At 66.5% G+C, this 13643-nt stretch carries 12 protein-coding genes; 11 read left to right on the forward strand and 1 reads right to left on the reverse strand.

Annotation, left to right across the window (positions count from 1 at the left end):
• The first annotated feature begins 37 nt into the window (after positions 1-37).
• The 7 genes from hydA (at position 38) to AC2IR1_RS08070 (ending at position 6540) form a co-directional block, all read left to right on the forward strand.
• Complete coding sequence (gene hydA / locus AC2IR1_RS08040; RefSeq protein ID WP_486475762.1) at positions 38-1498, forward strand: dihydropyrimidinase; 1461 nt, start codon at positions 38-40, stop codon at positions 1496-1498.
• A gap of 9 nt (positions 1499-1507) precedes the next feature.
• Complete coding sequence (locus tag AC2IR1_RS08045) at positions 1508-2290, forward strand: ABC transporter ATP-binding protein (protein ID WP_486475763.1); 783 nt, start codon at positions 1508-1510, stop codon at positions 2288-2290.
• A complete protein-coding gene (locus AC2IR1_RS08050) occupies positions 2283-2720 on the forward strand; it encodes a GNAT family N-acetyltransferase (protein ID WP_486475764.1) in 438 nt (145 codons plus the stop codon). The genes AC2IR1_RS08045 and AC2IR1_RS08050 overlap by 8 nt, the downstream gene beginning before the upstream one ends.
• A complete protein-coding gene (locus AC2IR1_RS08055; RefSeq protein ID WP_486475765.1) occupies positions 2717-3646 on the forward strand; it encodes an ABC transporter permease in 930 nt (309 codons plus the stop codon). Before AC2IR1_RS08050 ends, AC2IR1_RS08055 begins: the two co-directional genes overlap by 4 nt.
• A gap of 55 nt (positions 3647-3701) precedes the next feature.
• A complete protein-coding gene (locus tag AC2IR1_RS08060) occupies positions 3702-4544 on the forward strand; it encodes an ABC transporter permease (RefSeq protein WP_486475766.1) in 843 nt (280 codons plus the stop codon).
• Positions 4545-4588: 44 nt separating this feature from the next.
• Positions 4589-5581, forward strand: coding sequence for an ABC transporter substrate-binding protein (locus tag AC2IR1_RS08065; RefSeq protein WP_486475767.1), 993 nt, complete (start codon positions 4589-4591; stop codon positions 5579-5581).
• 245 nt (positions 5582-5826) lie between these two features.
• Positions 5827-6540: a FadR/GntR family transcriptional regulator gene (locus AC2IR1_RS08070; RefSeq protein ID WP_486476384.1), complete on the forward strand. Its 714-nt coding sequence runs from the start codon at positions 5827-5829 to the stop codon at positions 6538-6540.
• 410 nt (positions 6541-6950) lie between these two features.
• On the opposite strand, the gene AC2IR1_RS08075 is transcribed toward AC2IR1_RS08070, so the two are convergent.
• Complete coding sequence (locus tag AC2IR1_RS08075; protein ID WP_486475768.1) at positions 6951-7637, reverse strand: DUF1028 domain-containing protein; 687 nt, start codon at positions 7635-7637, stop codon at positions 6951-6953.
• Between the two features lie 121 nt (positions 7638-7758).
• Between AC2IR1_RS08075 and AC2IR1_RS08080 the strand changes: the two genes are divergently transcribed.
• From AC2IR1_RS08080 to AC2IR1_RS08095, 4 genes are all read left to right on the forward strand, one after another.
• Positions 7759-9339: an ABC transporter substrate-binding protein gene (locus AC2IR1_RS08080; RefSeq protein WP_486476385.1), complete on the forward strand. Its 1581-nt coding sequence runs from the start codon at positions 7759-7761 to the stop codon at positions 9337-9339.
• A 485-nt stretch (positions 9340-9824) separates the two neighbouring features.
• Complete coding sequence (locus AC2IR1_RS08085) at positions 9825-10772, forward strand: ABC transporter permease (RefSeq protein WP_486475769.1); 948 nt, start codon at positions 9825-9827, stop codon at positions 10770-10772.
• Between the two features lie 13 nt (positions 10773-10785).
• Positions 10786-12669, forward strand: a complete 1884-nt coding sequence (locus AC2IR1_RS08090; protein ID WP_486475770.1) for a dipeptide/oligopeptide/nickel ABC transporter permease/ATP-binding protein — start codon at positions 10786-10788, stop codon at positions 12667-12669.
• A complete protein-coding gene (locus AC2IR1_RS08095; RefSeq protein ID WP_486475771.1) occupies positions 12666-13619 on the forward strand; it encodes an ABC transporter ATP-binding protein in 954 nt (317 codons plus the stop codon). The genes AC2IR1_RS08090 and AC2IR1_RS08095 overlap by 4 nt, the downstream gene beginning before the upstream one ends.
• Positions 13620-13643 lie beyond the last annotated feature (24 nt).

The following is a 13643-nucleotide window of genomic DNA, read 5'->3' on the forward strand; positions in this document are numbered from 1 at the left end:
GATGGTGCCGGGTGCGAGACAAACAGGGAGACGACCAATGACCAAGGTAATCAAGGGCGGCATCGTGGTGACCGCCGACCGCCAGTGGAAGGCCGATGTCGCCATCGAGGGCGAGACGATCAAGGAGATCGGCGAGAACCTGACGGGCGATGAATATATCGACGCCGAAGGCGCCTATGTGATCCCGGGCGGGATCGATCCGCATACCCACCTGGAAATGCCCTTCATGGGCACCACCGCCGCCGAAACATTCGAGACCGGCACCTGGGCCGCCGCCGCGGGCGGGACGACCATGCTGGTCGATTTCTGCCTGCCGGGCGCCGACGGGTCGATCAAGAACGCGATCAACGAATGGCACCGCAAGTCGGCGCCGCAGATCTGCACCGACATCGGCTATCACATGGCGATCACCGGCTGGAACGAGCTGATCTTCGACGAGATGAAATATGCCGTCGACAATGGTGTGAACAGTTTCAAGCACTTCATGGCCTACAAGGGCGCGCTGATGGTCGAGGACGACGAGATGTTCGCCTCCTTCGCGCGCTGCCGCGAACTGGGCGCGCTGCCGATGGTCCATGCCGAGAATGGCGACCTGGTGGACCTGATGCAGAAGAAGTTCCTGGCAGAGGGCAAGACCGGGCCGGAATGGCACGCGCGGTCCCGCCCGCCGGAGTTCGAGGGCGAGGCCGCCAACCGCGCGATCACCATCGCCGATGCCGCCGGCACGCCGCTCTACATCGTGCACGTCAGTTGCGAACAGGCGCATGAGGCCATCCGCCGTGCGCGCCAGAAGGGCATGCGCGTCTATGGCGAGCCGCTGGCGCAGTTCCTGACCCTGGATGATGACGAGTACCTGAGCGAGGACTGGCTGCATTCGGCCCGTCGCGTGATGTCTCCGCCGTTCCGCGGCAAGGAGCACCAGGAGGGCCTGTGGGCCGGCCTGCAATCCGGGTCGCTGCAGGTCGTCGCCACCGACCACTGCGCCTTCTCTTCGGATCAGAAGAAGATGGGCCTGGAAGACTTCACCAAGATTCCCAATGGCACCAACGGCCTGGAGGAACGTCTTGCAGTGCTTTGGACCTATGGTGTGGAAACCGGCCGCCTGACGCCGGAGGAATTCGTCGCCGTCACGTCCTCCAACATCGCCAAGATCCTGAACATCTACCCCAAGAAGGGCGCGCTGATGCCCGGGGCGGATGCCGATGTGGTGGTCTGGGATCCGAAGATTTCCAAGACGATTTCCGCCGCGAACCACAAGTCGATCATCGATTACAACGTCTTCGAAGGCTACGAGGTGACCGCCCAGGCGCGTTACACCCTGAGCCGGGGCGAGGTGATCTGGGCCTGGGGGCAGAACAGCCAGCCGCAGCCGGGCCGGGGCCGGTTCGTGCCGCGTCCGGCCTTCAGCTCTGCCGCGAAGGCGCTGTCGAAGTGGAAAGAGCTCAACAGCCCGCGCTCCGTGCAGCGTGATCCGCTGAACATTCCCGCCGGGATCTGAGGTAACAACGTGACGCAAGTACCAGTGATCGAGGCAAAACACCTCGATCTGACGTTTCAGACCAACGACGGGCCGGTCCAGGCGCTGAGGGACGTGAACCTGCAGATCTCCAAGGGGGATTTCGTCAGCTTCATCGGCCCTTCGGGCTGCGGCAAGACAACTTTCCTGCGCTGCATCGCGGCGCTGGAAAATCCGACGGCCGGGACGCTGACCGTGAACGGGATGAGCCCGGAAGAGGCGCGCCGGGCGCGGGCCTATGGCTATGTCTTCCAGGCGGCGGGGCTGTATCCCTGGCGCACGATCGCCGGCAACATCAAGCTGCCGCTGGAGATCATGGGCTTTTCGAAGTCGGACCAGGAGGCGCGGGTCGAGAAGGTGCTGGAGCTGGTCGACCTGGCCGGTTTCGGCAAGAAGTTCCCCTGGCAGCTGTCGGGCGGCATGCAGCAGCGGGCCTCCATTGCCCGGGCGCTGGCCTTTGATGCCGATATCCTGCTGATGGACGAACCCTTTGGTGCGCTTGATGAAATCGTGCGCGACCACCTGAACGAAGAGCTTCTGAAGCTCTGGGCCAGGACGGAGAAGACCATCGGTTTCGTCACCCATTCGATCCCGGAGGCCGTCTACCTGTCGACCAAGATCGTGGTGATGAGCCCGCGGCCGGGGCGGATCACCGACGTGATTGAAAGCCCGCTGCCGAAGGAGCGCCCGCTGGACATCCGCGACAGCCCGGAATTCCTGGAGATCGCGCACCGCGTGCGCGAGGGGCTGCGGGCGGGGCATGCCTATGACTGACGCGCCGATCGAGATGCGGCGGGCCACGGAAGCGGATATCCCGGCCTGTGCCGCCGTCGCCAGCGACTGGATCGACGAGACCGGCTGGATGCCCCGGATCCATTCGCGGACCGACCTTGAGGGGCATATCCGCGAGGCCTTTCCCCAGCGTGAAATCTGGGTGATCGGAGAGCCGGTTGCCGCCTATATGTCCGTCGATCCGGAGGCGGGCCATGTCGGCGCGCTCTACTGTCGCGAACGGGGCCGGGGCTGGGGCAAGGCCTTCCTCGACAAGGCCAAGGAAGGGCGGGAGAACCTGTCGCTGAACACCCATGTGCCCAACGTGGATGCGCAGCGGTTCTACGCCCGGGAAGGGTTCGTCGAAGTGGGGCGGCGCATGCCGCAACCGCCTGAGGTCGTGATGGAAATGCGACTGGAGTGGAGCCGATGAAACAGGTGCTGCTTCCCGTCATCACCCCCGTCCTGACCGTGGTCGCGGCGATCATGCTGTTCTGGTATGCCGCCTGCATCCCGATGAACATCAAGTTCGCCCTGATGACCGCAGAGCGGGCAGGGGAACAGGTGACCCCCATGGGCATGCAGGAGCAGCGCACCACGCCGGTGGCCCTGCTGGTGGCCAAGAACCCCGCCCAGTGGGCCGATACCTGGACCCAGGCCAAGCCGCGCCTGCCCGCGCCGCACCAGATCGTGACGGAGCTGTGGAAATCCACCATGGAGGTGAAACCCACCTCGAAACGCAGCCTGGTCTTCCATGGCTGGATCACCCTGTCGGCCACGCTTTTGGGCTTCGTCATCGGGTCGGGGCTGGGCATCCTGCTTGCCGTGGGCATCGTGCACAGCCGTGCCATGGACATGTCGGTGATGCCCTGGGCCATCGCCAGCCAGACCATCCCGATCCTGGCCATCGCGCCGATGATCATCGTGGTGCTAAATTCCATCGGGCTGCAGGGGCTGATCCCCAAGGCCATCATCTCGGCCTACCTGTCGTTCTTCCCGGTCGTGGTGGGCATGGTGAAGGGGCTGCGCAGCCCGTCGCCCATGGACCTGGACCTGGTGAAGACCTGGTCGGCGACCAAGGCGCAGACCTTCTGGAAGCTGCGGCTGCCGGCCTCGGCGCCCTATCTTTTCGCCTCGCTGAAGATCGGCGTGGCGTCTTCGCTGGTGGGCACGATCGTGGGTGAGCTGCCGTCGGGCACGGGGCAGGGGCTGGGCTTCCGCCTGCTGTCGGGCAGCTACTACGGCCAGACCGTGCAGATCTGGTCGGCGCTTTTCGCCACGGCGATCCTAGCGGCCTGCCTGGTGGCGATCATCGGCCTGATGGAGCGCGGTGTGCTGAAACGGATGGGGCTGTCGTGATGAGCGGTTTCATTCTTGAAAACAAGGGCCTGCGCCCTTGGAAGGGGAGGCTCGCATGGCCCTCGTGATCGGAGCTTTCATCCTTTGGGGCGCGCTGTGGTACGCGAATGTACAGCTGGCCAATGGCCGGGGCAGCGACACCCGGGGCGTGCGCCTGGCGGTGCCGGTGATCTTCGGCCTCTGCCTGCTGGCAATGTGGGAGATGATCGTGCGCGGGCTGGACCTGCCGCTGGTCATCCTGCCCGCGCCTTCGGTCATCGCGGCGCGGTTTGCCGCCTCCATCCCGACGCTCTGGACCGACTTCGTGCAGACCTTCGTGAAGGGCGCGCTGTCGGGCTTCGTCATCGGCGGGCTGGCGGCCTTCGTGGTGGCCATCCTGGTCGACCGCAGCGACTTCCTGCGCCGGGGCATCCTGCCCGTGGGCAGCTTCGTCGCGGCCCTGCCCATCGTCGGCACCGCGCCCATCCTGGTGATGTGGTACGGCTTCGACTGGCAGTCCAAGGCCGCCGTCGTCACCGTCATGGTCTTCTTCCCGATGCTGGTGAACATTACCGCCGGCCTGCAGGAGACGACCGCGATGCAGCGCGACCAGATCAAGACCTGGGCCGCAAGCTACTGGCAGGGCTTCTGGAAGCTGCGCCTGCCGGCCGCCATGCCCTTCATCTTCAACGGGCTGAAGATTTCATCGACGCTGGCCCTGATCGGCGCCATCGTGGCGGAGTTCTTCGGGTCACCGATTGCAGGCATGGGCTTTCGTATCTCAACATCGGTCGGGCAGCTCGCCCTGGACATGGTCTGGGCCGAGATCGTCGTGGCCGCTCTGGCGGGATCTCTTTTCTACGGGGCGCTGGCCCTGATAGAACGCTGGGTGACCTTCTGGCACCCGTCACAGCGCTGAAAGGCGCAACCAATAAAATGAAGACCAAACAGGGAGTTAATTGGATGAAAAACTGGATCGCAGGGGCCGTTGCCCTGACCGCGACCGCGGCCGCCGCACAGGCCGCCGACGAAGTGACGCTGCAGCTGAAATGGGTCACCCAGGCGCAGTTCGCAGGCTACTACGTGGCGCTGGAGAAGGGCTTCTACGAGGCCGAGGATCTGGACGTCACCATCAAGCCGGGCGGCCCCGACATCGCGCCCGAACAGGTGATCGCCGCAGGCGGCGCCGACGTCATCACCACCTGGATGGCCGCAGGCCTGGCCGCGCGCGAACGTGGCGTCGAGCTGGTCAACATCGCCCAGCCCTTCAAGACCGGCGGCCTGCAGGTCAACTGCCTGAAATCGGCGGGTATCGAGACCCCGGCCGACTTCCCCGGCCACACCATGGGCGTCTGGTTCTACGGCAACGAATATCCCTTCTACGCCTGGATGGCGAAGCTGGGCATCGAAACCGACGGCGCGGATGAAAACGGCGTGACGGTGATCAAGCAGGCCTTCTCGGCCGATCCGCTGATCAACGGCCAGGCCGACTGCATCTCCACCATGACCTACAACGAATACGGTCAGATCCTGGATGCGGGCATCACCGAGGACGAGCTGGTGACCTTCAACTACCTCGAAGAAGGCGTCGGCATGATGGAAGACGGCCTCTACGTGCTGGAGGACGAGCTGGAAGATCCGGCGTTCAAGGACAAGATGGTCCGCTTCGTGAAGGCCTCCATGGAGGGCTGGAAGTACGCCGAGGCGCATCCGGACGAAGCTGCTGAAATTGTTCTGGAATATGACGAGACCGGCGCCCAGACCCTGGAGCACCAGGAGTACATGATGGGTGAAGTCGCCAAGCTGACCGCGGGCTCCGACGGGACGCTGGACCCGGCCGATTACGAGCAGACCGTGGCCACGCTGCTGAGCGCCGTCAGCCCCGACAACCCCGCCATCACCAAGGAGCCGGAAGGCGCCTGGACGCATGAGATCACCGACCTGGCCCTGCAGTAAGGCCGTCGGACAGAGCTGGAAAAGGGCCGGGCATTGCGTCCCGGCCCTTTTTGCTGCAGCCTGCCTATCCATCATGAGAAATTCGCCCGGAGGCCACCGCGAGGGACGCGGGGCGCGACAGGGCGGGACGGGAAGCGGGGCCTATGAAGGACGGGGAGAAGGACGCGGACAGCAAGGGCAGTGCTGCCGGCAATGCAGCGGGTCCGGCGCGGCCGGCGGCGGGGATCGAGCGGCGCTCTCGCCCGGTGCAGGTGGCCGAGGCGATCAAGGATTACGTGGTCGAAAAGGGCCTGCGCATGGGCGACCGCCTGCCGGCGGAGGCCGAGCTGATCGAACGTTTCGCCATGTCCAAGGGCACCATCCGGGAGGCCACCCGCATCCTGGAGGCACAGGGCCTGGTGAAGACACGCACCGGGCCGGGCGGCGGGGCCTTCGTGCATGAGGTCAGCCGGGAACGTGCCTCCGCCCTGCTGGGAAATTACTTCTATTTCAGGGACCTGACCCTGAAGGATATCTACCAGATGCGCCGCTGGCTGGAGCCGGAGCTGGCCGCCTCGCTGGCGGGCAAGCTGACCGATGCGCAGCTGTCGCGGCTGGATGCGGTGGTGGAAATGTACGATCGCCCCTCCGCCAGCATAGAGGAGGAGCGTGAACAGCACGTCGCCTCCCTGCGGTTCCACCAGCTGCTGGCGGAGTTCGCCCGCAACGAATTGCTGGGCTTCGTCATCGGCTTCATGGCGCAGATCCTGAGCGATCTGACGGTCTACCGCAGGCTTTATGAACCCGCGAACCCAGAGCTGTGGGAGCGCGGGCGCGCCTACCAGCTGGAATTGCTGGAGGCGCTGCGCCGGGGCGATCCGGATCGCGCGCGGCTGGTCATGGCCGATCACATGGCCACCGCCGAAGCCCTGATGGAAGGGCAGGAGGCGGAGATGCTGAAGCGCTTCCTGGTGACCTGAGAGGGGTCACCTGAGGGGGCCGTTTTCGGGGCGGGTGCTACGGGCCCGGGTTAAGGCTTTCCTGCGCCCCCGGTCCAACGTCGGTACTGCACTGCGGCGACTCACCTTGCGAAACCCAGGGTTAACAGGCGTTTCGGGGCGAAATCGGCACGTCGGTATCACGTCGGTATTGCGTCGGTATCGCGGCGGTGCGGCAAGGCCGCATCGGCCGGGGTTAACGCTGCGCGCGGTGGGGACGTAGGAGACGTGCGGGATCCGGGGGGAGTTTGTTTGCGGGTTGGGTTCGGGCCGGGTTTGGGGCGGGGTTGGGCCGGGTTTGGGCTTGCCGCCGGGGTTGGTGGATTTCATCCACCCTACGGGGCGTCGCGCGTCAGCCGGGGGCGTCGCGCGTCGGCCGGGGGCGTTGCGGGTCAGCCGAGGCGGGCGAAGTCCTCTTCCGTCGGGGCACGGAAGGGTGCCTCTTTCGTGGGCACAAGATGGGCCCATTCGGCATAGAGCCCGCCCGTCGCGCGGTCGTGCAGCCGGCGGAGGTCCGCCAGGGGCGAATCGGAGGCGTCGATCCGCAGGGTCAGCGGAGAGATGTCGGCGCCCAGGCAGAGCAGCGCGGCGGAGAGAAGTCCGCGGCTGTCGGAGCCCGCGGCCTCCCCCGCTTCGAGCGCGGTGATCAGCCGCTGGGGCATCGTCCCGCTGGCGGCGAGATAGGCGTCGCGGATCGCGTCCAGCACCGCTTCGGAGGTCAGCATGTTGCCCGCGACGACGATGTTGTCACCCGTGCGCCCGGCGCAGGCGGGGACGGAAGCGGCGCCGGTGAAGCTGGCCGTTCCGCCCATCAGATCAAGGGCCGAAAGCTGCCTGTGGGCGCGGCCGGTGTCCGGCGATGTGACCTGTTCCACCGCCCGGGCGGCGGAGGTTCCGGCCTGCATCCGGTCCAGCACCGCCTCTCCCCAGAGGGTCGATGGCGCGGTGCCCTGGCTGGCGGACATGCCTGCCTCGACCCGGCCGCGCAGGACCCAGCCCCCCACGCAGAGCGAGCCCGTGGCCGCCGCGCCGCCGATCCTGCCTGTTTCCGCGTCACGGACGAGAATGGAAAAGGTCATGTTGCCTCCGGTCGTTTCTTGCCTCTTGAATTTATCATGAGAATTTGAATGACTGCAATTTATCATGATCAATAAGGCCGCTTTGGAAGAGGAGAGGCTCGAAATGAAACAGGGAAGCAAGATGGGACTTCTGAACTGGACCCGCCGGGGGCTGCTGGCCTCGGGCACGGCGCTGACGATGGCGCTGGCATTCGGCGGCAGCATGGCGGAGGCGCAGACCCCGCCGGGCGTCCTGGTTGTCGGTCAGATCGCCGAGCCGAAGGCGCTGGACCCGGCGGCGGTCACCGCGGTGAACGACTTCCGCATCCTGATGAACGTCTACGACGGGCTGGTGCGCTACAAGTCCGGCACGCTGGAGGTCGAGCCCGCGCTGGCGGAGAGCTGGGACATCAGCGAGGACGGCACGACCTATACCTTCCACCTGCGCGAGGGCGTGAAATTCCACGACGGCAGCGATTTCGATGCCGAGGCGGTGAAGTTCAACTTCGACCGCATGCTGAAGGAGGATCACCCCTACCACGACACCGGGCCCTTCCCGCTGGCCTTCTTCTTTTCCTCCGTCGAAGAGGTGACGGTGGTGGATCCGCTGACGGTGGAGTTCAAGCTGAACGCGCCCTTCGCGCCCTTCCTGTCGAACCTGGCCTATCCGACCGGGCTGATCGTCTCCCCCGCCGCGGTGGAGGAATACGGCGCCGATTTCGGCCGGCATCCGTCGGGCACCGGGCCGTTCAAGTTCGCCGAGTGGGCGTCGAACGAGCATGTGATCCTGGAGGCCAACAAGGACTACTGGGATGGCGCGCCGGCGCTGGATACGGTCGTATTCCGGCCGATCACCGATGCCAACACCCGCACGGCGGAAATGCTGGCGGGCGGGATCGACCTGATGGTCGAGGTGCCGCCGGTGTCGCTTTCGAAGTTCGAGGGGGATGATTTCAGCGTGGTGGAACAGGCCGGGCCGCACGTCTGGTTCGCGATCCTGAACGCCAAGGAAGGCCCCTTTGCCGACAAGCTGGTGCGCCAGGCGGCGAACTATGCCGTGAACAAGGAAGCGCTGGTGGACAACGTGCTGGAAGGCACGGCCGCCGTCGCCGCGGGCCCGATCCCGCCCGCGTTCAACTGGGCCTACGACGACAGCCTGTCGCCCTATCCCTACGATCCCGAGAAGGCCAAGGAACTGCTGGCCGAGGCGGGCCAGGAAAACCCCGAGCTGACCTTCTACGTCACCGAGGGCGGTTCCGGCATGCTGGATCCCATCGCCATGGGCACCGCGATCCAGGCGGATCTGGAGGCCGTGGGCTTTGACGTGAAGATCGAGACCTACGAGTGGAACACCTTCCTGGGCGAGGTGAACCCGGGTCTGGAGGGCAAGGCGGACATGGCCGAGATGGCCTGGATGACCAACGATCCCGACACGCTGCCCTACCTGGCGCTGCGCACCGATGCCTGGCCGGACAAGGGCGGGTTCAATTCCGGCTACTATTCCAACCCGGAGGTGGACGAGCTGCTGGAGAAGGCCCGCGTGTCGACCAGCCAGGAGGAGCGTGCCGACCTCTACAAGCAGATGCAGGAGATCGTGCAGGACGATGCGCCCTGGCTCTTCGTGGCGAACTGGAAGCAGAACGCGGTGACGAGCGACAAGGTGGAGAACTTCGCCCTGGAGCCCTCGTTCTTCCTGCTGCTGAAGGACGTGGTGAAGAACTGATCCGGCGCGGGTAATGCGGGGCAGGGCGGAGCGATCCGGCCTGCCCCTTGCCCCCGGCGCATGCCATGGTGATGGTCGTGGGGCGGTCCTTGTCATGGTCGTGAGGACGGTGGATTTCATCCACCCTACGGCCGTGGCGCTGCCTCGTAGGGTGGATGAAATCCACCGATCGCGCACCAGTGAGGCGGCGATGAGCGTCGCAAGATGGGGCAGTCCCGTGCCGGCGTAGGGTGGATGCAATCCACCGATCACACACCAGAGAGGGCGGCGATGAGCGCCGCAAGATGGGGCGGTCCCTTGCCCCGCGTAGGGTGGATGCAATCCACCGATTGCGCACCAGAAAGGCGGCGATGCGCGCCGCGAGAGGGGGCGGGCCCGTGCCCCGCGCAAGGGGATGAAATCCACCGATTGCGCGATGCGGGCGGGAGCGGTCCCGTGGGCGAGGCCCGAACCCGTCCAGCCAGGCAAACCCAGCGGAGTGAGAGATGACCGGATATATCCTCAAGCGACTGTTGTCCGCGATCCCGGTGCTGTTCGGCATCACGGTGATCGTCTTCCTGATCATGGCGATGATCCCCGGCGATCCCGCGCTGGCGATCCTGGGTGCCTATGCCACGCCGGAAAACGTGGCCAAGATCAACAAGGACCTCGGCCTGGATGCGCCGCTGGTGCAGCGGTATTTCATCTGGCTGGGCAACATGCTGAGAGGTGACTTCGGTACCTCCTTCAGCCTCAACCGCCCCGTGATCGACGAGGTGCTGGACCGTTTCAGCGCGACGCTGCTGCTGGCGGGGACCTCCTTCCTGCTGTGTACCCTGCTGGGCATCGCGGCGGGCGTCGTCAGCGCGGCGCGGCAGTACGGCTGGGCCGACAAGGGGATCACCTTCGTGGTCCTTCTGGGCATTTCGATCCCGTCCTTCTTCCTCGGCATGATGATGATCCTCATCTTCGCGGTGGACCTGCGGTGGTTCCCCGTCTCCGGCATGAAGATGGCCTATGGCGGCGGCGGGTTCAGGGACGTGGCCAACCACCTCGTCATGCCCGCGCTGGCGCTGGCCGTTGTGGCCACGGGCGTGGTGGCGCGGCTGTCGCGCTCGGCCATGCTGGAGGTGCTGCGGCAGGACTTCATCCGGACCGCCCGCGCCAAGGGCGTGAAGGAGGGGCGCGTCATCTGGGGGCATGCCCTGCGCGCGGCCATGGTCAGCATCATTCCCGTGCTGGGCATCCAGGCGGGCTTCGTCCTGTCGGGGGCGGTCTACATCGAGATGGTGTTCCAGTGGCCCGGCGTGGGCCGGATGCTGGTGGATGCGATCCTGAAGCGGGACATCCTGCTGGTGCAGGGCGGCGTGGTCTTCGTCGCCGCCTGCTACGTGCTGTTCAACATCGCGGTGGACGTGGCGCAATCGCTGCTCGACCCCCGGATCAAGACCTGAGGAGACGACCGACATGCAATTCCTGAGCCTTCTCCTGCGCAACCGGCTGGCCGCCATCGGCGGGGCGGTTCTGCTGGTCGTGGTCTTCCTGGCGCTGATCACGCCGCTGCTGCCGCTGCCGAACCCCGATACCACCGATACCGCCAACCGCTTCCTGCTGCCCGGCGCGCCGGGGCACCTTCTGGGCACCGACCACCTTGGCCGGGACCTGCTGGCGCGGCTGATGTACGGCACCCGGCTGTCGCTGGCCGTGGGCTTTGCCGCCGCGATCTTTGCTGCCGTCATCGGGGCGGCCATCGGCATCGTCGCCGGCTACTTCGGCGGGCGGACCGACAACCTGATCATGCGCGCCGTCGACATGCTGATGGCCTTTCCCTACATCCTGCTGGCCCTGGCCATCGTTGCGGCGCTGGGCCCCGGCTTGGTGAATGCGCTCATCGCTGTTGCGGCAGTGAACATCCCCTTCTTTGCCCGCAACATCCGCGGCGTCACCGTCGGGCTGGCGCACAAGGAATTCGTCGATGCCGCGCGTCTGGCCGGGCTGGGCCACACCCGGATCATCCTGACGGAGATCCTGCCCAACGTGATCCCGGTCATCGTCATCGCCATGTCCACCACCATCGGCTGGATGATCCTGGAAACCGCGGGCCTGTCCTTCCTGGGCCTGGGCAGCCAGCCGCCGCAGGCGGACCTGGGCTCGATGCTGGGCGAGGCACGCTCGGCGCTGATCACCAACCCGCATACCTCTGTCGTGCCGGGCGCGATGATCCTGGTCATCGTCATGGGCATCAACCTGCTTGGCGACGGGGTGCGCGACGCGCTGGACCCGCGCCTGCGGTCGGGCGCGCTGACCCGGCCGATGCCCGCGACCCGGGTGAAGCGCGAGGCGCCCGCGCCCAAGTCGGCCGATGCCGAGGCGGTGCTGGAGCTGCAGGACCTGCAGACGCAGTTCCACGTCAAGAACCGCGTCTACAAGGCCGTGGGCGGTGTGTCGTTGAAGGTGAACCCGGGCGAATGCCTTGGCATCATCGGGGAAAGCGGATCGGGCAAGTCCGTGACCGCGCTGTCGGTGATGGGGCTGGTCGCCTCGCCTCCGGGCGTGATCACCGGGGGGGCCGCGCGCTACAAGGGCGAGGACCTGGTGGGCGCACCCTATGAGCAGCTTCGCAGCCTGCGCGGCGACCGGGTGGCCTATATCTTCCAGGATCCGCTGGCGACGCTGCACCCGCTCTACAAGGTGGGCGACCAGCTGGCCGAGGCGATCCTTGTGCACCACAGGATCGGCAAGGGCGAGGCGAAGCGCCGGGCCGTCGACCTGCTGAAGCAGGTGCGCATTCCCAATGCCGAGAGCCGGGCCGAGACCTATCCGCACGAGATGTCGGGCGGCATGCGGCAGCGGGTGGGCATCGCCATGGCGCTGGCCAATGACCCCGATGTCATCATCGCGGACGAGCCGACCACGGCGCTGGACGTGACCGTGCAGGCGCAGGTGCTGTCGTTGCTGAACGACCTGCGGCGCGAACGCGGGCTGGCCATCGTCTTCATCACCCATGACTTCGGCGTGGTGGCGCAGCTGTGCGACCGGGTGGCCGTCATGTACGCCGGGCGCATCGTCGAGACCGGCCCGACGGAGGCCGTTCTGGAAGCGCCGGCGCATCCCTATACCGCGCGGCTGATCGCCTGCGTGCCCGAGCTGGGCGGCGGCCGGCGCAAGCTGGAGGCCATTCCGGGTCTGCCCCCGGCGGTGGACCGGCTGGACCCCGGATGCGCCTTCGCGCCGCGCTGCCTGAAGGCCACCGAGGCCTGCCGCGCGGGCGAGATCGCGCTGGAAGGGCAGGGCCTGCGCGCCGTGCGCTGCATTGATCCCGAAGCGGACGTGAAGGAGGCCGTGGCATGACCGAAGTTCTGAAACTCGACGGCCTGAAGAAGAGCTTCCCGGTGGGCAAGCGCCTGCTGGGCGCGCCCAAGGGCATGGTGCATGCGGTGCAGCCCGTCGATCTGGTGGTCGAGCAGGGGGAGACCCTGGGCATCGTGGGCGAGAGCGGCTGCGGCAAGTCCACGCTGGCGCGGATGCTGGTGGGGCTGCTGCCGCCGACGGAAGGAACGATCGAGATCAACGGCGCGCCGCTGGACAATGCCGACCCGTCGGAGTTCGGCAAGAAGATCCAGTACGTCTTCCAGGATCCGATTTCGTCGCTGAACCCCCGCAAGACGATCCGGCAGGTGATGGAGGCGCCGCTGAAGCGGCTGCACGGCATGGACCGCGCCCAGCGGGAGACGCGGATTTCCGAGATCTTCGCCAGCGTCAACCTGCGCGAGGAGTTCCTGGACCGCTACCCGCATGAATTCAGCGGCGGGCAGGCGCAGCGGATCGGCATCGCGCGGGCGCTTGCGGCGGAGGCGAAGATCCTGATCCTGGACGAGCCGGTGTCGGCGCTGGACGTGTCGGTGCAGGCGCAGGTGCTGAACCTGCTGGCGGAGCTGAAGCGGGAGCTGGGCCTGACCTATCTGTTCATCAGTCACGACCTTGCGGTGGTCGAGGCGGTGTCGGACCGGGTGGCAGTGCTCTACTTCGGGTCGGTGGTCGAGGTGGGCCGGGCGGAGGACATCTTCCGCGCGCCGCGCCATCCCTACACCAAGCTGCTGGCCGGATCCGCGCCGGTGGTGGGCCGCCCCCTGACCGCGCCGGAGGGGCGGGAGACCGAGCTGCCCGATCCGCTGAACCCGCCGAAGGGCTGTGCCTTCAAGGCGCGCTGCCCCCATGCGACGGAGATCTGCGGGCAGAGCGTGCCGAAGCTGGAGGGCGGGGCGCAGCACCAGGCGGCCTGTTTCCACCCGCTGGGCTGAAGCCCGCCTTTGCAAATCGCGGGG

Source organism: Pseudooceanicola sp. NS-SX8 (assembly GCF_057380755.1).